At 64.9% G+C, this 22,165-nt stretch carries 24 protein-coding genes and 1 pseudogene; 12 read left to right on the forward strand and 13 right to left on the reverse strand.

The genetic code is table 11. The features are described from left to right. Window positions 1–27 precede the first annotated feature (27 nt). The gene (locus tag H7F36_RS05070; RefSeq protein WP_187053653.1) at window positions 28–3,003 is read left to right on the forward strand and encodes a DNA topoisomerase III; all 2,976 of its coding nucleotides are present in this window, start codon (window positions 28–30) and stop codon (window positions 3,001–3,003) included. Between the two features lie 23 nt (window positions 3,004–3,026). Continuing rightward, a complete protein-coding gene (locus H7F36_RS05075) occupies window positions 3,027–3,215 on the forward strand; it encodes a hypothetical protein (RefSeq protein ID WP_187053654.1) in 189 nt (62 codons plus the stop codon). A gap of 20 nt (window positions 3,216–3,235) precedes the next feature. Here H7F36_RS05075 and H7F36_RS05080 read toward each other — a convergent pair whose 3' ends face one another. Next, window positions 3,236–4,123: a gamma-glutamyl-gamma-aminobutyrate hydrolase family protein gene (locus H7F36_RS05080; RefSeq protein WP_187053655.1), complete on the reverse strand. Its 888-nt coding sequence runs from the start codon at window positions 4,121–4,123 to the stop codon at window positions 3,236–3,238. 115 nt (window positions 4,124–4,238) lie between these two features. Here H7F36_RS05080 and xylB point away from each other — a divergent pair, with 115 nt between their 5' ends. Continuing rightward, window positions 4,239–5,738: a xylulokinase gene (gene xylB / locus H7F36_RS05085; protein WP_187053656.1), complete on the forward strand. Its 1,500-nt coding sequence runs from the start codon at window positions 4,239–4,241 to the stop codon at window positions 5,736–5,738. A gap of 16 nt (window positions 5,739–5,754) precedes the next feature. On the opposite strand, the gene H7F36_RS05090 is transcribed toward xylB, so the two are convergent. Continuing rightward, entirely contained in the window at window positions 5,755–6,879 is a 1,125-nt protein-coding gene (locus H7F36_RS05090) for a catalase family protein (protein ID WP_187053657.1), read from the reverse strand. Between the two features lie 453 nt (window positions 6,880–7,332). Here H7F36_RS05090 and H7F36_RS05095 point away from each other — a divergent pair, with 453 nt between their 5' ends. The 4 genes from H7F36_RS05095 to H7F36_RS05110 all read left to right on the forward strand — a co-directional run bounded on the left by H7F36_RS05095 (window position 7,333) and on the right by H7F36_RS05110 (window position 9,580). Further along, window positions 7,333–7,602: a hypothetical protein gene (locus H7F36_RS05095; RefSeq protein ID WP_187054809.1), complete on the forward strand. Its 270-nt coding sequence runs from the start codon at window positions 7,333–7,335 to the stop codon at window positions 7,600–7,602. A 63-nt stretch (window positions 7,603–7,665) separates the two neighbouring features. Continuing rightward, entirely contained in the window at window positions 7,666–7,929 is a 264-nt protein-coding gene (gene infA / locus H7F36_RS05100) for a translation initiation factor IF-1 (protein ID WP_187053658.1), read from the forward strand. A gap of 62 nt (window positions 7,930–7,991) precedes the next feature. Continuing rightward, entirely contained in the window at window positions 7,992–9,335 is a 1,344-nt protein-coding gene (gene dbpA / locus H7F36_RS05105; protein WP_261802609.1) for an ATP-dependent RNA helicase DbpA, read from the forward strand. Window positions 9,336–9,409: 74 nt separating this feature from the next. Next, entirely contained in the window at window positions 9,410–9,580 is a 171-nt protein-coding gene (locus H7F36_RS05110) for a hypothetical protein (protein WP_187053660.1), read from the forward strand. A 58-nt stretch (window positions 9,581–9,638) separates the two neighbouring features. Here the strand turns inward: H7F36_RS05110 and H7F36_RS05115 are convergent, their stop codons facing one another. Beyond that, complete coding sequence (locus tag H7F36_RS05115; protein WP_187053661.1) at window positions 9,639–9,890, reverse strand: hypothetical protein; 252 nt, start codon at window positions 9,888–9,890, stop codon at window positions 9,639–9,641. 117 nt (window positions 9,891–10,007) lie between these two features. Here H7F36_RS05115 and H7F36_RS05120 point away from each other — a divergent pair, with 117 nt between their 5' ends. The 4 genes from H7F36_RS05120 (at window position 10,008) to H7F36_RS05135 (ending at window position 12,387) form a co-directional block, all read left to right on the forward strand. Then, complete coding sequence (locus H7F36_RS05120) at window positions 10,008–10,325, forward strand: hypothetical protein (protein WP_187053662.1); 318 nt, start codon at window positions 10,008–10,010, stop codon at window positions 10,323–10,325. Window positions 10,326–10,403: 78 nt separating this feature from the next. Next, on the forward strand, window positions 10,404–11,261 hold the full coding sequence (locus H7F36_RS05125) for a transglutaminase-like domain-containing protein (RefSeq protein WP_187053663.1): 858 nt from the start codon (window positions 10,404–10,406) through the stop codon (window positions 11,259–11,261). 166 nt (window positions 11,262–11,427) lie between these two features. Beyond that, window positions 11,428–12,042: a Dps family protein gene (locus H7F36_RS05130; protein ID WP_187053664.1), complete on the forward strand. Its 615-nt coding sequence runs from the start codon at window positions 11,428–11,430 to the stop codon at window positions 12,040–12,042. A 48-nt stretch (window positions 12,043–12,090) separates the two neighbouring features. Further along, a complete protein-coding gene (locus H7F36_RS05135) occupies window positions 12,091–12,387 on the forward strand; it encodes a cupin domain-containing protein (protein ID WP_187053665.1) in 297 nt (98 codons plus the stop codon). 53 nt (window positions 12,388–12,440) lie between these two features. Here the strand turns inward: H7F36_RS05135 and H7F36_RS05140 are convergent, their stop codons facing one another. From H7F36_RS05140 to H7F36_RS05180, 9 genes and pseudogenes are all read right to left on the reverse strand, one after another. Beyond that, window positions 12,441–13,853 carry an amidase family protein gene (locus tag H7F36_RS05140; protein WP_187053666.1) on the reverse strand — a complete coding sequence of 471 codons (1,413 nt, stop codon included), beginning with the start codon at window positions 13,851–13,853 and terminating at the stop codon, window positions 12,441–12,443. Between the two features lie 4 nt (window positions 13,854–13,857). After that, complete coding sequence (locus tag H7F36_RS05145; protein ID WP_187053667.1) at window positions 13,858–14,574, reverse strand: GntR family transcriptional regulator; 717 nt, start codon at window positions 14,572–14,574, stop codon at window positions 13,858–13,860. Window positions 14,575–14,607: 33 nt separating this feature from the next. Next, window positions 14,608–15,525, reverse strand: coding sequence for a DMT family transporter (locus H7F36_RS05150; RefSeq protein WP_187053668.1), 918 nt, complete (start codon window positions 15,523–15,525; stop codon window positions 14,608–14,610). Further along, a complete protein-coding gene (locus H7F36_RS05155) occupies window positions 15,522–16,580 on the reverse strand; it encodes a histone deacetylase family protein (protein WP_187053669.1) in 1,059 nt (352 codons plus the stop codon). The genes H7F36_RS05150 and H7F36_RS05155 overlap by 4 nt, the downstream gene beginning before the upstream one ends. Beyond that, entirely contained in the window at window positions 16,577–17,962 is a 1,386-nt protein-coding gene (locus tag H7F36_RS05160; protein WP_187053670.1) for an aspartate aminotransferase family protein, read from the reverse strand. The genes H7F36_RS05155 and H7F36_RS05160 overlap by 4 nt, the downstream gene beginning before the upstream one ends. A 9-nt stretch (window positions 17,963–17,971) precedes the next feature. Further along, window positions 17,972–18,910: a 2-hydroxyacid dehydrogenase gene (locus H7F36_RS05165; protein WP_187053671.1), complete on the reverse strand. Its 939-nt coding sequence runs from the start codon at window positions 18,908–18,910 to the stop codon at window positions 17,972–17,974. Continuing rightward, on the reverse strand, window positions 18,910–19,092 hold the full coding sequence (locus H7F36_RS05170) for a hypothetical protein (protein ID WP_187055163.1): 183 nt from the start codon (window positions 19,090–19,092) through the stop codon (window positions 18,910–18,912). Before H7F36_RS05170 ends, H7F36_RS05165 begins: the two co-directional genes overlap by 1 nt. Before the next feature lie 56 nt (window positions 19,093–19,148). Beyond that, window positions 19,149–19,283 (reverse strand): annotated as a pseudogene (locus H7F36_RS22440) (ABC transporter substrate-binding protein); the annotation flags it as partial. An 84-nt stretch (window positions 19,284–19,367) separates the two neighbouring features. Then, window positions 19,368–20,138: a class II aldolase/adducin family protein gene (locus H7F36_RS05180; RefSeq protein WP_187053672.1), complete on the reverse strand. Its 771-nt coding sequence runs from the start codon at window positions 20,136–20,138 to the stop codon at window positions 19,368–19,370. A gap of 156 nt (window positions 20,139–20,294) precedes the next feature. Between H7F36_RS05180 and H7F36_RS05185 the strand changes: the two genes are divergently transcribed. After that, window positions 20,295–21,560, forward strand: coding sequence for an MFS transporter (locus tag H7F36_RS05185; RefSeq protein ID WP_261802504.1), 1,266 nt, complete (start codon window positions 20,295–20,297; stop codon window positions 21,558–21,560). Between the two features lie 2 nt (window positions 21,561–21,562). Here the strand turns inward: H7F36_RS05185 and H7F36_RS05190 are convergent, their stop codons facing one another. Further along, a complete protein-coding gene (locus H7F36_RS05190) occupies window positions 21,563–22,150 on the reverse strand; it encodes a DNA-3-methyladenine glycosylase (RefSeq protein WP_187053673.1) in 588 nt (195 codons plus the stop codon). Window positions 22,151–22,165: the final 15 nt, after the last annotated feature.

The following is a 22,165-nucleotide window of genomic DNA, read 5'->3' on the forward strand; positions in this document are numbered from 1 at the left end:
GAGGCGCCGAGTATAGAGAGCACTCATATGACAAAGACACTGGTTATTGCAGAAAAGCCTTCGGTGGCTCAGGACATCGTCCGCGCGCTCACGCCCGTGGCCGGCAAGTTCGACAAGCACGACGAGCACTTCGAGAACGACACCTACGTGGTGACCAGCGCGGTCGGCCATCTGGTCGAGATCCAGGCGCCGGAGGAGTTCGACGTGAAGCGCGGCAAATGGAGCTTTGCCAACCTGCCGGTGATTCCGCCGCACTTCGACCTGAAGCCGGTCGACAAGACCAAGACGCGTTTGAACGCGGTCGTGAAGCAGGCCAAGCGCAAAGACGTGACGCAGCTCATCAACGCCTGCGACGCGGGCCGCGAGGGCGAACTGATCTTCCGCTTGATCGAGCAGTACGCCGGCGGCAAGACGCCTTTGAACAAGCCGGTGCGCCGGCTGTGGCTGCAGTCCATGACGCCGCAAGCCATTCGCGATGGCTTCGACCACCTGCGAACTGAAAAGCAGATGCAGGGCCTGGCCGACGCCGCACGTTCGCGCTCCGAGGCCGACTGGCTCGTCGGCATCAACGGCACGCGGGCCATGACAGCGTTCAACTCGCGCGACGGCGGTTTCTTTCTGACAACCGTGGGCCGCGTGCAAACGCCCACGCTGTCGGTAGTGGTCGAGCGCGAAGAACAGATCCGCAAGTTCGTCTCGCGCGACTACTGGGAAGTGCACGCGAGCTTTGCGGCCGAGGCCGGCGACTACCCAGGCAAGTACTTCGACCCAGCGTGGAAGAAAGCGAACGCGCCGCTCCTGCCCAGCGGCGAGCCGGATGCAGAGCAGCGCGCCGATCGCGTGTGGAACGAGCGCGACGCGCTGGCCATCGCCCAGGCCGCGCGCGGCAAGCCCGCCACCGTCACCGAAGAAAGCAAGCCGAGCACGACCGCCAGCGGCATGTTGTTCGACCTGACCTCGTTGCAGCGGGAGGCCAACAGCCGCTTCGGCTTCAGCGCGAAGACCACGTTGTCGCTGGCGCAGTCGCTGTACGAGCGCCACAAGGCACTCACCTATCCGCGGACCGATTCGCGCGCCTTGCCCGAGGACTATCTGCCCGTCGTGAAGGACACGATGGCGATGCTCGCCAACAGCGGCATGAAGCACCTCGCGCCATTCGCCAAGCAGGCGATCGACGGCAACTATGTCAAGCCGAGCAAGCGCATCTTCGACAACGCCAAGGTGTCGGATCACTTCGCGATCATCCCGACGCTGCAGGCACCGAGCGGCCTGTCGGACGCCGAGCAGAAGCTGTACGACTTCGTGGTGCGGCGCTTTCTGTCGGTGTTCTTCCCGAGCGCTGAGTACCAGATCACGACGCGCATCAGCACCGTGAACGAGGCCGGCAAAAACTATGCCTTCCGCTCCGACGGCAAGGTGCTGGTGAAGCCCGGCTGGCTCGCCATCTACGGCAAGGAAGCCGCTCAGGACACAGACGAAAAAGACGGCAAGAACCTGGTGATCGTGAAGCCAGGCGAAGTCGTGCGAACCGAATCGTGCGACGCCAAGGCGCTCAAGACGCGGCCACCCGCGCGCTACTCGGAAGCCACCTTGCTGGGCGCCATGGAAGGCGCCGGCAAGACCATCGACGACGAGGAACTGCGCGAGGCGATGCAGGAGAAAGGGCTCGGCACGCCGGCCACGCGGGCTGCCACCATCGAAGGGCTGATCGCCGAGAAGTACATGCTGCGCGAAGGCCGTGAGCTGATCCCGACCGCCAAGGCGTTCCAGCTGATGACGCTGCTGCGCGGCCTCGGTGTCGAGGAGCTTTCGAAGGCGGCGCTGACCGGCGAGTGGGAATACAAGCTGGCCCAGATGGAAAAGGGCGCGCTGACGCGTGCCGCGTTCATGCTCGAGATCGCCGAGATGACGCAGCACATCGTCAAGAAGGCCAAGGAGTACGACCGCGACACCGTCCCAGGCGACTACGCGACACTCGCGACGCCCTGCCCCAACTGCGGCGGCGTGGTCAAAGAGAACTACCGGCGCTACACCTGCACCGGGCTGCCGGACAAGGAACCTTGCGGCTTCTCTTTCGGCAAATCGCCGGCGGGCCGCACTTTCGAAGTGGTCGAGGCCGAAGCACTGCTTCGCGACAAGCACATCGGACCACTGGAAGGCTTCCGGTCGAAAGCCGGCTGGCCGTTCACCGCGGAGATCGTCCTCAAGTTCGACGAAGAAGAAACGAAGAACTGGAAGCTGGAATTCGACTTCGGCGACGACAAGAATGCGGAGACCGGCGAGATCGTCGACTTCAGCGGCCAGGAGTCGCTCGGGCCGTGCCCGATCTGTGCGTCGCGAGTGTTCGAGTACGGCACCAATTACGTCTGCGAAAAGTCGGTGCCGACCGTCGAACAGCCGACACCGAGCTGCACTTTCAAGAGCGGCAAGATCATTCTGCAGCAACCGGTGGAACGCGCGCAGATCGAGAAGCTGCTCGCCACCGGCAAGACCGACTTGCTCGACAAGTTTGTCAGCATGCGCACGCGCCGCGCCTTCAAGGCTTTCCTGTCGTGGAACAAGGAAGAGGGCAAAGTGAGCTTCGAGTTCGAGCCCCGCACGTCGAAGTTTCCGCCGCGCAAGACTTTTGCCAAGGCGGCGCCGGCTGCGAAGAAAGCCACAGCAGGCGCTGCGGCCAAGGCAGCAAAGGCACCGGCGAAGAAGGCTGCAGGCACGACCGCTGCCGCAAAGAAGGCGGCGCTCAAGGCACCACGCAAGCCGGGCGCCGGCCTGAAGCCGAGCGATGCGCTGGCTGCCGTCATCGGCGCCGAGCCGGTCGCGCGCACCGAAGTCATCAAGAAGCTGTGGGATTACATCAAGGCCAACGGCCTGCAGGATGCAACCAACAAGCGCGCCATCAATGCCGACGCCAAGCTCAAGCCAGTATTCGGCAAAGACCAGGTGACGATGTTCGAACTGGCGGGTATCGTAGGCAAGCACCTGAGCGCCTTGGCGCCGCAATGAAACGAACCTCCAGGAACCGTCTCATGAAATACATCTTTTCCGCATTCGTCTCCATCGTCGCCCTGTGCGCTGCCGCGGGCTGCGCGTCAGGCAACACATCGCAGGGAAGCAGCGCCGCGACAAGTGCCAGCGGCGGCAGCGGCATCCAGGTGTTCGGCGTGATCGACGCCAGCGTCTCCCACACCACGACCAAGTCGATCCCAAGCCGCTAAGAACCGCAGAGGCTCGACGGTTAGCGCCTGAGCAGCGCCTGCCGCAACAGCCGCGCGGCGCGGTTGCGGATCTTGCCGGGGGCTGCACGCAAGGTCGATTTGGCCGTTACCTTGGTGGTGGCGCAAGCCCACAGAAAGTCGTGGAGGATGGCGCTGTCGTCCAACGTTTCCTTGCTGCCGAACTTGTGGAACTCCGGATGCCATTGCGTCGCCGCGATGTAGCTGCGGCCGCGGTCGGCGCGTCGGCGGATCGCTTCGGGCACGCGGTCGGGCAGGCTCCATGCCTCGATGTCGAAGCCCGGCGCCAGCGCCTTCACACCCTGATGGTGGATGCTGTTGACGCGCGCCGTGTCGACGCCCGGATAGAGCTTGGCGAGCCGTGTGCCGGGCACGATCTCGAGCGCATGAAAGTTCTGGTCATAGGCCACCGGGTCGCGATGGCGAACCGCCTCGGGATGGTCATGCTGCTCTTCAATGTCCTGGTACAGCGTGCCGCCGAACGCCACGTTGATGAGCTGCAGCCCCCGGCACACACCGAAGATCGGCTTGCCCGCCTGCTCGAAAGCCTCGACCAGCGCGAGGTCGTACAGGTCACGTACCCGGTCACCGAGCCAGGCGTCTTTCAGCGGCACCTCGCCATAGCTGCCGGGCCACATGTCGGCGCCGCCATGCATGACGACGCCATCGAGCCACTCCGCGTAATGCGATAGCTTGGTGTCGCCGCGCGCAGTTTCGCCTGTTGGGCAAGGCACCATCACGACCATCGCGCCGGCCGACATGAGCCAGTGCGCGATCGACTGCTCGACGTATTGCAGGGTCTTGTTACTGAACAGCGCGCGCGCCGGGTCGGCGTGCGAAAAGCAGGCTGACAGACCGATCTTGAGTCGGGCGGAAACAGGTTGGGCCATCGGAAATATTCTGCTGATGCGGCCTCTCGCCCGGGGTCGGACGACACGCCAAGTATCCTTTCAACGCGCGATCGTTCATCAGCGCGGACAACGTTTCGAATCACGGAGGCAAAGCATGGATATCGGCATCGACATCGGCACGTCGGACGTCAAGGTCGTTCTGGTCGACGACGCGCAGCGCGTGATCGGTCAGGCCAGCGCGGCAGTGGCTATTTCTCGGCCGCATCCGCTGTGGTCTGAGCAGGCGCCCGAAGACTGGTGGAGCGCCACGCAGGTCGCGCTGGGCAAGCTCAGGGAGCACCACCCGAAGGCGTACGCGGCCACGCGCGGAATCGGGTTGTCGGGTCACATGCATGGCGCCACGCTGCTCGACGCGCAAGACCGCGTGCTGCGTCCGGCCATCTTGTGGAACGACGGCCGCAGCCACGCGCAATGCGCCGAACTCGAACGCCGCGCGCCCGAGAGCCGTCGCATCACCGGCAACATCGCGATGCCGGGCTTCACCGCACCGAAGCTCATTTGGGTCGAGCAGAACGAGCCGGAGATATTTGCGCAGGTAGCCCGGGTGCTGCTGCCGAAAGACTTCGTTCGACTGAAGCTCACCGGTGAAGCGGTGTCCGACATGTCGGATTCGGCAGGCACGCTGTGGCTCGACGTGGCGGCACGCAACTGGTCCGACACCATGCTGGCCGCCACGCACCTCGATCGATCGCAGATGCCGCGCCTCGTCGAAGGCAGCGAGGCCAGTGGCACGTTGCTGCCCACCGTCGCCTCGCAGCTCGGTCTGCAGGCCGATGTCGTGGTGGCGGGCGGCGCGGGCGACAACGCGGCGAGCGCGGCCGGCCTGGGCGTGACGGCACCTGGCACTGCGTTCCTGTCTCTAGGCACCTCGGGGGTCTACTTCGTGGCGAACGCGGCTTACTCACCCAACCCCGAAAGTGCGGTGCATGCCTTCTGCCACGCGTTTCCGGGCACCTGGCATCAGATGAGCGTGATGCTGTCGGCAGCGAGTTGCCTCGGCTGGCTACGGCGCCTCACGCACGCGACCGACGAAGCGCAGCTTGTCAGCGAAGCCGAGGCGCTTCCGGATGGCGCCGCCACGCCACTGTTCCTGCCGTACCTGTCCGGCGAGCGCACACCGCACAACGATCCGTACGCGTCGGGTGTTTTCTTCGGTCTGACGCACGATCACACCCGCGGCCACCTCGCCTATGCCGTGCTGGAGGGCGTGGCCTTCTCGTTTCTCGATGGGCAACAGGCGCTGCTGGCCGGCGGCGCGCAGATCGACAGCGTGACGCTGGTCGGCGGCGGCTCGCGCAGCGCGGCGTGGGCACAACTGCTCGCCGATGTGCTGGGCCGCACGCTGGATCGACGCAGCGGCGGTGAAGTGGGTGCAGCGTTGGGTGCGGCACGACTCGCACGCCTGGCGAGAACGGGGGAGGCGGTTGCCGATATCTGTGTCGCACCGGCCTTGCAAGACAGCTTCGCGCCGAACCCGGCGCGCACCGCCGAACTGGCCGGGCGCCATGCGCAATATCAGCGGCTCTATCGGACTCTCAAGCCCGAGATGCAGCGTTTGTCGACCGCAGGGCAGCAGAAGTCTGAAGGAGACTGACCGCAGGCCCGGTCGATCAGGAAGCGCTCGAGGAATTCGGAATACGCGGCTCGTGCATCGGGCACCCGGTGCGCTCGCCACGAAATTGCGACGAGGCGGCATAAACCACCTTGCGTGCCCGCATGACGCCGCCGAGCGGCTGGTGCGCTGCCAACGCGTGCCACGGATTGAACGCCATGCCATCGTCGATCTCGCGGGACAGCGCGGCGCTCCATCCCTCTTGCGCATCGAGCGTCAGTCGTGCAACGGCAATGAAAGGGCTCAAGTCCTGCGGCCACTCGATTGACGCATCTTCGATCGGCATCTTCTCGAGATCGGTACACAACTGCACGCGCAACTCCCATTCGGCCGGCTCGCCCGTATGAACCCGCAAGAAATCGGCGACCGCTTCACGTGTGCCATCCGGCTTGCCGTCAAGGTCCATCGGTGCGTTTTCGAGCGCGCGCAGGTCCGGCGACACCGGCGCCAATTGCAGCTTGGCGATGTAGGCGCCATAGCGGATCGGCACCTGCGTGAAGAACGTCGCGCCGAGCGGGTGCGTTTCGGCATGGCCGCCCATCGAAATGAGCGTGCTGCTCTGGCCGCCGACCGCTTCGATCGCTTTCTCGACACCCTGCAATACGCTCGACAAAACTCGCTTGGCCGTCGGCGCCTTGTCGGTGGTGCCAGCAAGCAGCTTGAGGTTTTTAAGAAAGCCTTTGGCGTCCGGCGCGGCAAACACCGGGCCGTCGACGAACAGAAAGTCCTGGGTGCTGTCACCTTCAGACCCCGCGACGCGCTCGCCCTCGACGCCGATCACCTTGATCGCCATGCCGCGCGGCAGGGACACGCGGTCGTCCAGCACTTCAGCGGGGGGCGTCGAAATTCTGAGCACCACCGGGTAGCTCCGCGGCGCTGCAAACATGCCCTGAGCCAACTCGGGAGGCAGGCCTTCGACAACACGCAGTTCACCGCGGAGCAGGCCGTGGCTCTTGGCGTGCACGGCGCGCATCGCATGGCCCGTGCTGTCTGCCATGGTTTTCGACATGCCCAGCAAGGTGTCGACCAGGTCGGCTTGCGTTTTCGGCTCGTCCGATTTCGGCACCTCGACGGCAGGTGAAAAAAGAACCGGCTTGATAGACAAGGTGGAGAAATCGTTCATCGATGGCTTTTCGTTGGGTGTCGCTAAATGCCTATGCGCTGCCTATTCGACCGACCCCGTATTCGATGCGATGTAGGAGCGCCACACCAATGCCTGCCATCCGTCATGGAACCCGCCTCAATCCCCAAGTCCCGTAGCAAGTCAAGCAGCAATGTTGGCCATTCGCCTATAATGGTGAGTTCGTTTCGATACCACGACGAAGCACTTTCGTCATCTTGCTGGCTGGCCCCGCGCGTTCCCGGAGTTCATGGAATTGATCTCCGGACTCGCCAAGGCCCTCATCTCAAGCCGGCTCTACAGTGTGTTGGAGCGCCAGACCCGGCGCCCATGATTGTCACCACTGCCTTCGTTCTTGTTGAAGCGAATTGCGCGTCCGCCGCGTCATTTCCGGCCGGCCTACGCCTCGTTTTCAATTTTTTCGGCGCACGCGATGTTGCGCGTCGTCAAGGCTTCATGGACATCGTTCAACATAATATTGCAGTGGGCAAGTACCTCGTTTCACCGCTGATTCACTCTCAAGACGACGGGCGTTTCGCCGCGTCGGTTTCTATTCGTTCGGGCCGCGGAAGCGGTATGCATGACCGCGTCATGCGCTTCACGCCACGATTTGCCAGCCATGCCGCCGCCGTGCGCTATGCCGTCGACCAGGGCCTCGGCTGGGTCAGCGAGCGCCATCCGGCACGGCCAATTCATCAGCCTGCGCCGGGTCACTTCGCAAGCTGAGCCCGACCATCGCCCGACAACCGTTTTCCATCTCCAACAGACACCGTTTTTTGAGGTAAATCAATGGCCAAAGAAGAACTCATCGAAATGAACGGCGCAGTGACCGAAGTGCTGCCCGACTCGCGCTATCGCGTAACGCTGGACAACGGTCATCAATTGATCGCCTACAGCGGCGGCAAGATGCGCAAGCACCACATCCGCATTCTGGCGGGCGACAAGGTGTCGCTCGAGCTGTCGCCGTACGACCTGACCAAGGGCCGGATCACATTCCGCCACCTGGAACGTCGCGGCCCGCCACCCGTCAACAACGGCGCGCAGCGCCGCTAACCACCGTGACCCAAGTGACGAATCCGTCCACCGGGTTCGCCACCCTGCCGCTCACGCCGCAGATGCTGGCGAATCTCGACCAGCTCGGCTACAAGGAAATGACGCCGATCCAGGCGGCCAGCCTGCCTCCGGCGCTCCTCGGCAAAGACCTGATCGCTCAGGCCAAGACCGGCAGCGGCAAGACAGCCGCCTTTGCCCTCGCACTCCTCGCCAATCTCAATCCGCGACGCTTCGCCATCCAGGCGATGGTGCTGTGCCCGACGCGCGAACTCGCCGACCAGGTCACGACCGAAATCCGCCGCCTGGCGCGCGCCGAAGAAAACATCAAGGTGGTCACGCTCTGCGGCGGTGTCGCATTGCGCGGGCAGATCGCCAGCCTGGAGCACGGCGCGCACATCGTGGTCGGTACGCCGGGCCGGATCATGGACCATCTGGACCGTGGCAACCTGAGTCTCGACGCGCTGAACACGCTGGTGCTCGACGAGGCCGATCGCATGCTCGACATGGGCTTTTTCGAAGACATCGCCAAGGTCGTGCGGCAATGCCCGAAAGAGCGCCAGACGCTGCTCTTTTCAGCGACCTACCCTGAAGGCATCGCCAAGCTCAGCGCCCAGTTCATGAAGGCGCCGCTGCAGATCACGGTGCAAGCACAGCATGAAGGCACGCAAATCCGCCAGCGCTGGTACGAGGTCAAGGACAGCGACCGACTGCATGCGGTGAGCTTGCTGCTCGACCATTTCCGGCCGCAAAGCACGCTCGCTTTCTGCAACACCAAGCAGCAATGCCGCGATCTGGTTCAGGTGCTGCAGGCGCAAGGCTTCAGCGCGCTGGCCCTCTTCGGCGAGCTGGAGCAACGCGAGCGCGACCAGGTGTTGGTGCAGTTTTCGAACCGCAGCGCCTCGATACTCGTCGCGACCGATGTGGCCGCGCGCGGCCTCGACATCGCGCAACTCGAAGCGGTGATCAACGTCGACGTGACGCCCGATTCAGAGATCCATATCCATCGCGTCGGCCGCACTGGCCGCGCCGGCGCCGAGGGCTTGGCGCTCAATCTCGCCAGCATGAACGAGATGGGCAGCGTCGGAAAGATCGAGCAACTGCAGGGACGCGAGTCCGAATGGCATCCGCTGTCGGAACTCACGCCCGGCGTCGGTGCAGCGCTGCGGCCGCCCATGGCCACGCTGCAGATCGTTGGCGGCCGCAAGGAGAAGATCCGCGCCGGCGACGTGCTCGGCGCGCTGACGGGCGACTGCGGCTACGCCAAGGAGCAGATCGGCAAGATCAACGTCAACGAATTCTCGACTTACGTCGCGGTCGAGCGCGGCATCGCTCACGAGGCGGCGCAGAAGCTGTCGGGTGGCCGCGTCAAGGGCAAGAGCGTCAGGGTGCGGCTGCTGGAAGGCTGAGCCCACCCGGCCACAGGGTGCATTCCCCCAGTGTGGCCTAATCACGCCTCGAACACTTTTTACCTGAGCTTTTCATGCCCAAGATCATTCGCACCGAAGCCGACCGCGTCGCCACTCCCAAGCCGACCCCGGTGGCCGGCTCGACCTTGCCTAAAACCGGTGGCGGCCAAAAGGTCAGTCTCGAGCGCGGCAAGGCCACGCGCAGCAAAAAGAACCCGGGCAAGCGGGCCAAAAAGGGCGGCTAAACCGACCTTTTGCAGTCTTGCTGCAAACCCTTCGAAACGCGCCCACGGGCGCGTTTCGTCATTGGATCGTCGTCGGCCCGAAGTCGGTTCGCGATTCGTAGGATTCTCGGGCCGGGCGGCGACTGAAGAAGCCACGCCGGCGCTGCAGGGCGAACATGCCGGCCATCATGGCCAAGCCATAGCTGGGCAGCGGCGCCGAGGCGGTGTCGACGGCCGAGCCGTCGTCGATGTCCTGCTTTTGCAGGACCCAATAGAACCGTCCGGGGGCGGGCTCATTCACGACGAGTGCAATGCCGTTGGCGTCGACCATGTTCTTTTTACGTTTCGATAAGGAAGGTTGTATTTGTATTCCTGACCGGGTTTGCGCGATAGGACCTAGTTCACGGAAGGTCCGAGTACGACGTCGGAACGCAGCTATAACGGTTGGATGTCCGATGAGTACCAGATCGATGTTCCGCCCTCTTTCTTTGCGATTTACAGCGACGCGAGGCAGCGTCTGCGCGAGCCGATCGGCGTATTGCGGCAGCGCTACGAAATCTGCGAAGACCTGGCGAACCATCTCGTCGGGCATGCGCAAATCCAGCATCACACCGAAGTCCCCGACGAAGCCGACATCCTTCGGCGCATTCAAGCGGGGCTGGCCACGCCTGAATCGGGTGTGTCGGCCCCAGAGGCTGGCTGGATCGTCCATCGCCTCGCCGAGCTGCTTGGCTGGCGCGCGCCGGAAGCCTCCGGCGCCGGTTGACCGACTACTGCGCAGGCGCGGGCGCAGCCCGACGATAGTCATCGCTCCCCGAATCCCGCCGTCCAACGAAAGCGACCGATGAGGCTCCAAGCCATCTGCAAGATGACCGTGACTGCCACCGAAGCCGACTGCCCGGTGGTCGCCATGCTGCGGCCCCGCAGCGGCGATGCGCAATGGATGGTTAGCGAGCGCTACGACCTGCACCCGTGGGTGCCGACCACCGAGTACGTCGACAGCTACGGCAACCTCTGCCAGCGCATGAAGATCCCGCAGGGCGACATGCGCATCGAGGTCGAGATGGTGATGGAGGCCGAAGACCACATCGCGGTGGCGCCCGACGCGATGGCAACCCCCATCGAGGACCTTCCCTTCGACTCGCTGCAGTACCTGCTGCAAAGCCGCTATTGCCCGTCCGACAAGATGGAAGATCGTGCACGCCAGATCGTCGGTAACGCCGAGACCGGCTATGCGCAGGTCGAGGCGATTCGCTCTTGGATTCACACCAACCTCCAGTATCGCTACGGCGTGAGCAACGGCGCCACCGATGCGCTCGACACGCTCAACGACGGCGCCGGCGTGTGCCGGGATTTCTCGCATGTCGGCATCGGCCTGACGCGCAGCCTGCGCATCCCGGCGCGGCTGGTGGTCGGCTATCTTTACCGCCTCGATCCCATGGACATGCACGCCTGGTTCGAGGCCTTCGTCGGCGGTCGCTGGTACACCTTCGATGCAACGCAGGACGCACCGCGCGGTGGCCGCATCGTGGTGGCCTACGGACGCGATGCGGCCGACGTGGCGTTCATCTCCAACTACGGGCCGCTCGAGATGGGTGAGATGGTGGTCACTGTCGAACAGGTCGATCTGGGCGACGGAACGCAGCACCATCAACCACAACCACAACCACAACCGCAACCGCAAGATCAGCAAACGTATTGAGGGGCGGCCCCGACACGGTGGCAGTGGCAGCCGTGGCATGCGTGAAGCGCTGACGACGCGAGGCTTGCGTTTCATCGTGCGCGTGGTCGGCCCGCCGGCCTACGCCCGCCATCCAGGCGGCCGTCTAAAACCGAAAGTCGTTCCAAACCGCCCTTCGGAGATTTTCATGGCCAGCAAAAGTCCAACTTCCAAATCCCTGCCTCCTGCGCCCGCCAACGCGCGCGCGACCGCCGTGCAACCCAACCTGCACCAGGAATCGCACGAGACACAAAAGTACGGCGAGATCGTCAAGCTGCCCAACGGCTTGAGCGAAAAGGTTTGCAAGGAAAGCGTCGCGCTGCTGAACCAATGCCTGGCGGACACCATCACCTTGCGCGACATGTACAAGAAACATCACTGGCAAGTGGTCGGCCCGACCTTCAACCAGCTGCACCTGATGTACGACCAGCATTTCGAAGCACAGGTGCTGCTGGTCGACATCCTGGCCGAGCGCATCCAGCTGCTCGGCGGCATCGCGCTGGCCATGGCCGCCGACGTCGCCGAGAGCACCAAGATCGCGCGTCCGCCACGCGGTCGCGAGCCGGCTGCAGTGCAGATTCGCCGTCTGGCGGAAGCTCACGAGATGATCATCATCGGCGCACGTGACGCGGCCAAGAAGGTCGACGACGCGGGCGACGACGGCAGCAACGACGTGTTCGTGTCGAACGTGCTGCGCACCAATGAGTTGCAGGTCTGGTTCCTGACGGAGCATCTGGTCGCGGCTTCGCCCGTCACCGCGTAACGGGTGAGCTGCGCCTGGGAGGCATGAAGCTTGCAGCCGATCGACGACATGACTTCAACCTCTTCGCGACCCCAGGCGGTCCCCACGGTCCAACTCGAGAACGACCGCGTCAAGGTCACCGAATGGCGGTTTGCGCCCGGCGCTGAAACCGGTTGGCACCGCCACGGCATGGACTACGTGGTGGTGCCGATGACCACCGCGTCGCTGCTGCTCGAAACGCCTCAAGGAGAATTACGCAGCCCGCTGACGGCCGGCGTTTCTTACACGCGGCTCACCGGCGTCGAGCACAACGTGGTGAACCCGAACGAGCATGAGTTCGTCTTCATCGAGATCGAATTGAAGTAGCTGCAGGGTCGGGCCGAACGCTGCTCGGCGAACTCGGCCTGGCTCAGCTCAGCTTATTGCGGGTCGATCGGCATCGGTGGCACACCGCGTGCCTCGATTGCTTCGCCAGCCGCCAGACACAGGTCTTCGCGATAGCGCCCGGCCACGAGTTGCACGCCGACCGGCGCACGTCCGACCATGCCGGTCGACACCACCAGCGACGGCAGCCCGGTCAGCGGCAGGCCGATCATGGTCATCTGGGCTTCCCACACGCGGGCATACGCGTCCGGCCCCTGCAAATCCAGATCGTCGGCGAACGGCAGCTCCGCGCAGGCAGGCAGCAGCACGACCGGATAGCGCTCCAGGAATACTTGCCACTGCCGCGTGATGGCGGCCCGCCGCACCAGCGCGGTGGAGAACTTCTCTAGCGTCATCGATCGCGCGAGGGTCGCTTGCCCAGCGAGCGCAGCGATGGCGCCCGCATCGCCTTCGCGCTCCGCCGCAGCGACCATGCCCGCGTAGCCATCCCCCATCCACAAGGCGATCTGCACCTGCACCGCATCGCGGATCGGCGGCAGCGCATCGACTTCGTCCACGGTCCAGCCGGCGTCGCGCAAACGCTCGGCTGCATCGCGCAACGCGGCCACCACCTCGGGCTGCGTCGTCATGCCGTCGGGCGCTACGCACAACGCGACGCAGCGCGGAGCGGCCGGCCCGACAAGCGGTGCGGGCACCCACCACGGATCGCGCGGGTCGGGCGCCGACATGGCGGCGAGCGCGAGCCGCAGGTCGTCGACAGTCCGTGCGAGCGGGCCCGACACCGCAGTGATCTGTCCGCTGATGATTCGCTCCGGCGTCACCGCGTTGTAGGCCGCGACGCGACCGAGCGACGGCCGCAAGCCGTGGATGCCGCACGCGTACGCCGGGTAGCGGATCGAGCCGGCGATGTCGGTGCCGTGGGCGATGTGACCGATGCCGGCCGCGATCGACGATGCAGCGCCGCCGGACGACCCGCCCGGCGTCAACGCTGAGTCGCGCGGGTTGACGGTACGCCCATGCAAGCGGTTGTCGGTAAACCATCGGTAGCTGAACGCCGGCGCGTTGGTGCGCCCGACGATGACGGCGCCGGCCTTCAGCAGGTTGTCGACGACCGGGCTGTTGCTGGCGGCGATCCACTCTTTCTGCAGGTTCACGCCGTTGCTTGTCGCGAAGCCCTGCTGGTCGATGTTGATCTTGACGGTGACCGGCACGCCCGCGAGCGGACCGGGATCTTCACCACGCGCCAGGGCGGCATCGATGGCGCGCGCATGGGCCAGCACTTCGTCGGGCCGATGGTCGACCACCGCGTTGAGCTTGGGATTGACGGCATCGAGCCGGGCCAGTGCTGACTGCGCGGCTTCGAAGGCAGAGAGCTTGCGTTGCCGCACGAGCGTGGCGACGCGCGACGCGGAGAGGCGCCAGATTTCGGTTGGGTCAGTGTTGGACATGGGTTCAGGCAGTGGCGGGCGCCGGAAGGTCGCCGTGCTTTCGCACGAACAGCGCGCGCACGTGCGTCCACGCGTCTTCGAGGTGAACGCGCATCGCGGCTTTGGCGGCATCGGCATCGCGACGCAGCAGCGCATCGACGATGGGGTTGTGCGTGGCCGCGATGGTGGCCGGATCGTCGTAGACCGCATCGATCAGCGCCATCACCATGCGCATCTCGGTCTGCGTGTTCAGAAAGATGCGGTGCAGGTGCGCATTGCCGGACAGCTCGCAGATGAGCGTGTGCAGCTCGAAGTCGCTAGCGATGCGCTCGTGCTGCGGCTGCGTCGGCGCGTGCCGCACCATCGCGTCGACCAACGCCTTGACGCGGGCCAGCCCGGCATCGTCGGCCTTGCGGCAGGCCAGCTCGATCGCGCTGAGTTCCAGGCTCAGCCGCACTTCGTAGAGGTTGTCGATTTCCTGCACGCTGATGCTGCGCACCGCGAAGCCGTGGCGTGGTCGCGCGACCAGCACGCCCTGCCGCTCGAGCCGGCGCGCCGCCTCGCGCACCGGCGCGCGACTCACCCCCATGCGGCGCGCGATCTCGGCTTCGACGATGCGGCTGCCCGGCGCGAGCTTTCCTTCGACGATGGCACGCGTCAGTTGCGCTTCGACCAGGCCGACCAGGTCGGTGGCTTCGACCGACTCGAAGAACGCGGTGTCGGGGGAGGTAGAGAGGGCCATGTCTTGTCTTTTGTTCTAGGTGCTTCGTCCTGGCTACGCCGCAGGAGCGACCGCGACGGCCCGCGTGCGCGCGATGTAGATGCCCGCCGCCATGATCAGCGCGATGCCCACGGAGGCCAGACCGTCCGGCGGGCGGTGAAACCAGAAGGTGCTGAACGCCACCGCCAGCAGCAGCTGGAAGTAGTTGAGCGGAGCGAGTGTCGAGGCTTCGACGCGCTCGAAGGCCGCGAGCAGCAGCCATTGCGCCGCGCCGCTGCAGGCACCGCCGGCCAGCAACAACAGCACGTCGCCAAGCGGTGGCCACTGTGCCGGCAGGAAGAACGGGGCGGGGATCAGCGTCACGACGAAGCAGACCAGCGCGGTGTAGGCGTATTGCACCGGGCTCGGCACCAGGCCCGCAAGCCGCCGCGTCAGCAACTGGAAGATGGCGTAGCAAACGGCAGACACTGCCATCAGCACGGTGCCGAGCACCGGCAAATCGCCGCCCGGCCGCACGATGAGCAGCATGCCGCCGAAGCCGACGACGACTGCGATCCACTTGGCGCGGTGCACCTGCTCGCCGAGCAGCCAGGGCGACAGCGCGACCATCAGCAAAGGCGCGGTGAAATAGATGGCGGTCGCCTCGGCCAGCGGCATCCAGATCAGCGCCGTCATGAAGCAGGTCGCGACCGTTGCGAGCATGGCGCCGCGCAACAGCAGCAAGCCTTTGCGTGGCGCGCGCCACAGTCGCAGGTCGCCGTGGCGCAGCAGCATCACCAGCGCGATGCTCGACACGGCGACATAGCGCATGACGTTGACGAACGGCGCCGAATAAAACTGCAGCATGAACTTGCAGAACGCGTCGTAGGAGGCGAAGGCGACGAGCGCGCAGAGGAACAGGCCGATGCCCGCAGCCCTGCTGCCGCCCGTTGCTGGGGCACGACCTCGAGGAGGCAGCACCGAAGCCGTCATCGCGCCGACTCGAAGCCGCGGAGGAACATCTCCAGCGCCGGCCCGATGGCTTCGACCAGGTAGCCGCCCTCCTGCACGATCACCGTCGGCAGACGCAGCGCGCCGACTTTCTCGCCGATCAGGCGATAGCCTTCGAGGTCGAGCCTGAGCACGCTGATCGGATCGTCCTTGTAGCTGTCGAAGCCGAGCGCGAGTACCAGCGCTTCGGGCGCGAAGTCGCTCACCGCTTTCACGCCTTCGCTCACCGCCTGCATGAACACGTCGTTGCCAGTGCCGTGGGGCAGCGGCAGGTTCAGGTTGAAGCCTTCGCCCGCGCCGGCACCGCGCTCGTGCGCATAGCCGGTATAGAACGGGTAGTAGCCGGCCGGGTCGGCGTGGGTCGACACGGTCAGCACGTCGTTGCGTGCATAGAAGATGTTCTGCGTACCGTCGCCGTGGTGCGCATCGACGTCGAGCACCGCGACCCGGCCATGGCGCTCCCACAACCGGTGCGCTGCGGTCGCGCTGTTGTTGACATAGCAGAAGCCGCCGGCGCGATCGCGGTGCGCGTGATGTCCCGAGGGCCGACACAGCGCATAGGCCGCATCGCCGGTCGCGAGCACCGAATCGGTTGCAGCCACGGCGGTGTGCGCCGAACGCAGGATCGAGCGCCAGGTGTCAGGACCGATGGGGCACGACAGGTCGCTGATGTAGTAACCGGTGCGCGCCACGATCGACGGCGACGGGCACGGCGGCCGCGCCACGCCGGGTACGCCGCTGTAGAACGGCGACAGATTCGGCAGCACCTCGATGCCCGGCTCCACGCCCGGCATCTTCAACGCGCGCCACAGGCCGTAGGCGCTTTCCAGGTAGTCCAGATAGTCGACGCTGTGCACGCCTTCCAGCGGCGCTCGGCCGTAGTCGGCTGGCTCTTCGACAGTGACGCCGCGCGCCTGCAAGGCATCGCGCAAGGCATGCGCACGGCTCGGCAGATCGGAAGGCTTCATGATGCGGCCGAGCCGCATGAACTGCTGCGGATCGTGCAGCAGCTGGTCTTCGGTGAAGAAGGCCTTCATGCCTGCTCGGCTTCGAAGCGTGTCATCGCGCGGTCGAAGCGCTCGAACATCTCGTCGACCTGCACCGACGTCATGATGAGCGGCGGGCAGAACGCCACCGCGTCGGCCAGCGCGCGCACGATGAGTCCTTGCTCCAGCGCCAGCTGGGCCAGGCGGGCGCCCGCCTTCTTCGCGGGATCGAATGCCGTGCGCTTTGCCGGATCTGGCACCAGCTCGATAGCGCCGATGAACCCCACGCCTCGCACTTCGCCGACGAAAGGCCGTGCTGCAAAACGCTGCAAGCCTTGCTGGAACTGCGGCACCAACGACTGCACGTGCGCGAGGATCTTTTCGTCTTCGTAGACCTTCAGCGTTTCGAGTGCGATGGCGCACGCGACCGGATGTCCCGAGTAAGTGAACCCGTGGCCGAAGGTGCCGATCTTTCCGCTGTTGGCCGCCACCGCGGCATGCACCCTGTCGTTGACCAGCACGGCCGAGATCGGTACGTAGCCCGACGACAGCGCTTTGGCCGAAGTGAGTATGTCCGGCTTCATGCCGTAGGTGGTCGAGCCGAACATTTCACCGGTGCGGCAAAACCCGCAGATCACTTCGTCGGCGATCAGCAGCACGTCGTACTTCGCCAGTACCTTCTGGATTTTTTCGAAGTACGTCACCGGCGGCACGATGACGCCGCCCGCGCCCATCACCGGTTCGGCAATGAAGGCGCCGACCGTTTCAGGGCCTTCTTCGAGGATGCGTTTTTCGAGCGAATCGGCCAGTCGCGTCGCGAAGCCTTCTTCGCTTTCGCCGGCCTCGGCATAGCGCCAGTGGTGCGGGCAATCGACGTGCAGGATGCGATCGATCGGCAGGTCGAAGTCGCGATGGTTCGAGATCAAGCCGCTCAGGCTGGCGGCCGCGACGGTGACGCCGTGGTACGCGTTCTTGCGCGCGATGATCTTTTTCTTTGCCGGCTTTCCGATGGCATTGTGGTAGTACCAGACCAGCTTGACGGCAGTGTCGTTGGCCTCCGAACCGGAATTGGCGAAGAACACTTTCGACATCGGCACGGGGGCCATGGCCAGCAGCTTTTCGGCGAGCGCGATGGCGGCCGCATTGGAGCGGCCGTTGAACGTGTGGTAGTACGGCAAGGTGCGCAGCGCGTCGCTGCCAGCCTTGGCCAGGCGCTCGTTGCTGAAGCCGAGCGAGGCACACCATAGCGCCGACATGGCTTCGAGATAACGGTGACCCTGGTCGTCCTCGACATACACGCCATCGCCGCGCGCGATCATGAAAGGCCCGACCTGCGGATGCGTCGCCAGATTGGTAAAGGGGTGCAGCACCGAGGCGATGTCGTGCGCTGCGTTTTCAGCATGCGTTGGGGGGTTCAATGTGAATGCGTTCATGGTGTGTGCTTAGTAGCCGCGGTCGATATCGACCTGATTGACGGGACAAATCCCTTGTTCAAGCGCCGCCAGATTGGCCAGCGTCTGTTGCGCGATGACCAGGCGGTCGGTGCGTGTCGCGATGTGCGGCGTGACGAGAATGCGCGGGTCTTTCCAGAACGGATGCGACGCGGGCAACGGTTCCTGCGAGAACGCATCGAGCGTCGCCGCAGAGAGCTGTCCCCGCTCCAGGGCTCGCAACAGGTCGGCTTCGACCAGGTGGTCACCGCGCCCGACATTGATCAAGTGTGCGCCGTGCGGCAACTTCGAGAACAGGTCTGCGTTGAGAAAGCCGTGCGTCTCTGGGGTCAGCGGCAGCAGGCAGACCAGCGTGTCGCAACCCGACAGGAACGCGTCGAGCTGACCGGCGCCGTGGTAGCCGGTCACGCCCTCGGGCAAGTCAGCCTTGGCACTGCGACTCCAGCCGCGCACGGCGTAGCCGATGGTCGCGAGCGCCCCGGCGCAGGCCATGCCGAGCGTGCCCATGCCCGCGATGCCGACGCGGTGCTTGCGCGGTGACACCACCGGCTGCTCCTGCCAAAGCCCGGTTGCCGAGCTGGCGACGTACGCGCGCATGCCGCGATGCTGCTGCACGACAGCCCAACTCACGTACGCATTCATGCCCGCGGCCATGCCCGAATCGACGATGCGGCACAACGGCACGTCGCGTGGCAGTTGCGCGTCGGCCAGCATGTGGTCGACGCCAGCGGCAAGCGACTGCGCGAGCCGTAGCTTGGGAAGTTGCGCCAGCTGTCCGTGCGGCGGAAACCAGCAGACCGCGATGTCGATCTCGTCGAGCGCACCGAGGTCGGCACCCTGCCGCACATCGATGCCGGGGCTGACTTCGCGAAACGCGGTAGCGAGGTATTCCATGTCGAGCACTTCGCTCAACAACGCGACGCAAGTCATCAGATCGCCTCCATTGCACTGACGACCGCATCGATCAGCTTGCGCGTGTACGCGTGCTGCGGATCGCGCAACACCGTGTGCGTTTCGCCGTACTCGAGCACCACGCCGCGCTGCAGCACCGCGATGTGGCGGTGCTTTTCATCACGCACGACTTCGGCGAGATGTCGGAGATTACGGACCATGTTTTCGTGATGCAGCCCTACACGCAGAAATTGATCGCCGCCATTCCCGACAATGAAACGCGGCGTGGGTCGATCGCCTTGATGCTTTCGACCGACGCCAGGTTGGCCCGCAGCCGCGCATGGGTCTTGCGCAAAAACACGTCGGCCGAGAACACCACGTCGTCGGCGGTGAAGGACTTGCCGTCGTGCCACAGCGACGCCCATTTGAATAAGGTTGCGACGTTTCATGAAGACTCCTGAAGGCTCGGACAAGGGAAAGAGCGAAGGCGAGTGGATCAATCGCGGAACGACGATGGCGCGGCCGGCTCGATGCGCTGCAGCATCGCGCGCCATTCGCGGCCGTTGGGGTCGGGCTGGCCGGCCTCGCGCACGCTGTCGCCGCTTTCGTACTGCCGCGCCGTCTTCTCGCAGACCTCGAGCGACACCGGATGGATCGGCAAGCCGGTCGACTGGATCGCAACCTGAACGCGGCAGGCCCGCTCCAGGTTCAGCATCAGGATGAACGCCTCGGGCACGTTGCGTCCCAGCGTGACCAGACCGTGGTTACGCAGGATGAGCGCGCGCGACGTCGGCCCGAGGTCGGCGACCAGCCGACTGCACTCGTCCGGATCGAGCGCGATGCCCTCGAAGTCGTGATAGACCACGCGCTCGTGAAACTGCAGCGCCCACTGGTTGCAAGGCTGCAACCCACACGCCAGCGACGACACCGCCACGCCCGCCACCGTGTGCGTATGCAGCACGCATGCCGCGTCGTGCCGCGCCGAATGCACGGCGCTGTGGATGGTGAAGCCGGCCGGGTTCACGTCGAAAGGCGAGTCGTCGAGGATGCGGCCTTCGAGGTCGATCTTGACGAGCGACGAAGCCGTGATGTCCCTGAAAAGCATGCCGAACGGGTTGATCAGAAACTGGTCTTCGGTGCCCGGCACCCGCGCCGAGATGTGGGTGTAGATGCTGTCGTCCATGCCGTAGTACGCGACCAGGCGGTAGGCGGCGGCGAGGTCTTCGCGGACTTGGCGTTCTGCGGGGGAGACATCTTTCGATGACATGACTTTTGCTCCTTTGGGGTCGATGTTGCATCGCTGTCAAGTCGCTGCTGCGAACTGTCGACAGTCAACGTTGAACACGTTTTAGCAAACTATGGGCCAGCGTGCCGGTCGCATATCGGACCAATACGGTGCGTGTTTTCGTCTAAAACCGTCTGCATGACCTCCTCTGCGGCGCTTTCACACAACAAGACGACGTCGCCCTGGATCATGTTGATGGCGCTGACCACGGCCTTTGGCCTGAGCCAGTCGTTTCGGACGATCGCGGCGATCATGGCGCCGCCGCTGCAAAAGGAGTTTGGGCTGTCGGCGCAGGCGCTCGGCCTGTTCGCCGGCTCGTTTCATTTCGCCTTCGGCGCGCTGCAACTCTTCATGGGCATCGGCATCGACCTGTACGGCGTGCGGCGCACCGTACTCACCGCCTTTCCGCTGGCGATGGTCGGCGCGCTCGTCGCGGCGATGTCGCACAGCTTTTTGCCGCTGGTGCTGGGCCAGGTACTCATCGGCATCGGCTGCGCGCCGGCGTTTCTGGTGTGCACGGTGTTCATCGCGCGCCAGTTTGCGGGCGAGCGCTTCGCGTCGGTATCGGGCACGGCGCTCGGTATCGGCTCGACCGGCCTGCTGCTCACAGGCACGCCGCTGGCCTGGCTCATCGAGCAGCAGTCGTGGCGCGCCGGCTTTCTGGCATTGGGTGCGATGTCGGCATTGGCCTGGCTCGCGATCTTCTTTCTCGTGCATGAACCCAAGGCCTCCACATCGTCCGATGGTGCACCGCCGCCGCCGCGGCTGTCAGTGCTGGCCGCCTTGAGGAGCTACGGTGAATTGTTCAGGCTGCCGCACACGATCGGCATCGTGGCACTGGCGAGCGTCACCTATGCCTCCTTTCTTTCGTTGCGCGGGCTGTGGCTCGGGCCTTTGCTGATCGAGCGCCACGGGCTGTCGCTGGTGCAAAGCGGCAACGTCGCCCTGGCCCTGTCGGTGGTCGGCATGTTCGGCGCGCCGCTGTTCGGCCGCATCGACCCTGGCCCGGCAAAGCGACGGCGCTGGATCATCGGCTTCACCTTGCTGAGCGCGGCGATCTTCGCGGCCATGGCCTTCAACCTCGGCGCCACGTTCGACGTGTGTGCATCGGTGCTGGTCGGCGTGGTGTCGGGCTACATCGTGCTGGAGTACCCGGACGTGAAAGCCGCCTACCCGGCCAGCATGACGGGCCGCGCGATGGCCGTCTTCACGATGGCGATGTTCCTCGGCGTGGCGGTGATGCAATGGCTGACCGGCCTCGTCGCATCGGCGGCGACGGCGCACGGCACCGACCCATTTCTGGCGGTATTGCTGACCATCGCGATGATGCTGTTGCTGGGCGCCGCCGCCTTCAAGTGGTTGCCGCAGCCCGGATCAGTGGACAGCGCAGCCTTGACTCGCTGACCTCAGGGCTTTCGACCGAGCGGCTTGCTCAGAAAACGCGAACCCTTTTCGCCGAAACGCCACGGCGTGTCGATCGCCTTCGAGATGCCGATGCGCAGACCGGCATCGACCACTGCGTCGGGCTCGCCATCGGGCGGCGCGATCAGCAAGAACGGTGGTGCGTCGAGCGGCTTGCCGTTAAAGCCGTCGTCGATGCCCAATGCCTGCGCCAAGCGGCCCGGCCCGGCGCACAGCAGCCGCGCCTCGTCGAGCCCGCGTCGCTCACGCATTCGGTCGAGCCCCATGGTCGGTTCGATCGCGCGAATCAGCACCGCGGCGCCATGCCCTTTTTCGCGGCACACGAAGTTGAGGCACCAGTGAATGCCGTACGAGCGATACACGTAGGCTCGACCCGGTGAACCGAACATCGAGGCATTGCGCGAGGTCGGTCCGCTGAAGCTGTGCGAGGCCGGGTCGTCCCGGTCGTAGGCCTCGGTTTCGACGATGCGCCCGCCCACGCCGTCGACCAGCAAAGTGAGGCCGATGAGGTGCCGCGCGACCTCATCGGAGGATGCGTTGAAATCGATGACGGACGGTGATCGAGATGGCATGGCGGAACCTTGACT

This window comes from Variovorax sp. PAMC28562, from assembly GCF_014303735.1.
GTDB lineage: Bacteria > Pseudomonadota > Gammaproteobacteria > Burkholderiales > Burkholderiaceae_C > Variovorax.

Excerpts from the sequence above, each read along its gene's own strand:
- H7F36_RS05110 (WP_187053660.1), top strand. The coding sequence starts at position 9,410 with ATGCCCAAGATCATTCGCACCGAAGCCGACCGCGTCGCCACTCCCAAG.
- H7F36_RS05150 (WP_187053668.1), bottom strand. The coding sequence starts at position 15,525 with ATGACGGCTTCGGTGCTGCCTCCTCGAGGTCGTGCCCCAGCAACGGGC.
- H7F36_RS05075 (WP_187053654.1), top strand. The coding sequence starts at position 3,027 with ATGAAATACATCTTTTCCGCATTCGTCTCCATCGTCGCCCTGTGCGCT.
- H7F36_RS05185 (WP_261802504.1), top strand. The coding sequence starts at position 20,295 with ATGACCTCCTCTGCGGCGCTTTCACACAACAAGACGACGTCGCCCTGG.
- H7F36_RS05145 (WP_187053667.1), bottom strand. The coding sequence starts at position 14,574 with ATGGCCCTCTCTACCTCCCCCGACACCGCGTTCTTCGAGTCGGTCGAA.
- H7F36_RS05120 (WP_187053662.1), top strand. The coding sequence starts at position 10,008 with ATGTCCGATGAGTACCAGATCGATGTTCCGCCCTCTTTCTTTGCGATT.
- H7F36_RS05180 (WP_187053672.1), bottom strand. The coding sequence starts at position 20,138 with ATGTCATCGAAAGATGTCTCCCCCGCAGAACGCCAAGTCCGCGAAGAC.
- xylB (WP_187053656.1), top strand. The coding sequence starts at position 4,239 with ATGGATATCGGCATCGACATCGGCACGTCGGACGTCAAGGTCGTTCTG.
- H7F36_RS05130 (WP_187053664.1), top strand. The coding sequence starts at position 11,428 with ATGGCCAGCAAAAGTCCAACTTCCAAATCCCTGCCTCCTGCGCCCGCC.
- H7F36_RS05115 (WP_187053661.1), bottom strand. The coding sequence starts at position 9,890 with ATGGTCGACGCCAACGGCATTGCACTCGTCGTGAATGAGCCCGCCCCC.
- H7F36_RS05140 (WP_187053666.1), bottom strand. The coding sequence starts at position 13,853 with ATGTCCAACACTGACCCAACCGAAATCTGGCGCCTCTCCGCGTCGCGC.
- H7F36_RS05190 (WP_187053673.1), bottom strand. The coding sequence starts at position 22,150 with ATGCCATCTCGATCACCGTCCGTCATCGATTTCAACGCATCCTCCGAT.
- H7F36_RS05070 (WP_187053653.1), top strand. The coding sequence starts at position 28 with ATGACAAAGACACTGGTTATTGCAGAAAAGCCTTCGGTGGCTCAGGAC.
- H7F36_RS05155 (WP_187053669.1), bottom strand. The coding sequence starts at position 16,580 with ATGAAGGCCTTCTTCACCGAAGACCAGCTGCTGCACGATCCGCAGCAG.
- H7F36_RS05090 (WP_187053657.1), bottom strand. The coding sequence starts at position 6,879 with ATGAACGATTTCTCCACCTTGTCTATCAAGCCGGTTCTTTTTTCACCT.
- H7F36_RS05160 (WP_187053670.1), bottom strand. The coding sequence starts at position 17,962 with ATGAACGCATTCACATTGAACCCCCCAACGCATGCTGAAAACGCAGCG.
- H7F36_RS05125 (WP_187053663.1), top strand. The coding sequence starts at position 10,404 with ATGAGGCTCCAAGCCATCTGCAAGATGACCGTGACTGCCACCGAAGCC.
- H7F36_RS05170 (WP_187055163.1), bottom strand. The coding sequence starts at position 19,092 with ATGGTCCGTAATCTCCGACATCTCGCCGAAGTCGTGCGTGATGAAAAG.
- infA (WP_187053658.1), top strand. The coding sequence starts at position 7,666 with ATGGCCAAAGAAGAACTCATCGAAATGAACGGCGCAGTGACCGAAGTG.
- H7F36_RS05080 (WP_187053655.1), bottom strand. The coding sequence starts at position 4,123 with ATGGCCCAACCTGTTTCCGCCCGACTCAAGATCGGTCTGTCAGCCTGC.
- H7F36_RS05135 (WP_187053665.1), top strand. The coding sequence starts at position 12,091 with ATGACTTCAACCTCTTCGCGACCCCAGGCGGTCCCCACGGTCCAACTC.
- H7F36_RS05095 (WP_187054809.1), top strand. The coding sequence starts at position 7,333 with ATGGACATCGTTCAACATAATATTGCAGTGGGCAAGTACCTCGTTTCA.
- H7F36_RS05165 (WP_187053671.1), bottom strand. The coding sequence starts at position 18,910 with ATGACTTGCGTCGCGTTGTTGAGCGAAGTGCTCGACATGGAATACCTC.
- dbpA (WP_261802609.1), top strand. The coding sequence starts at position 7,992 with ATGCTGGCGAATCTCGACCAGCTCGGCTACAAGGAAATGACGCCGATC.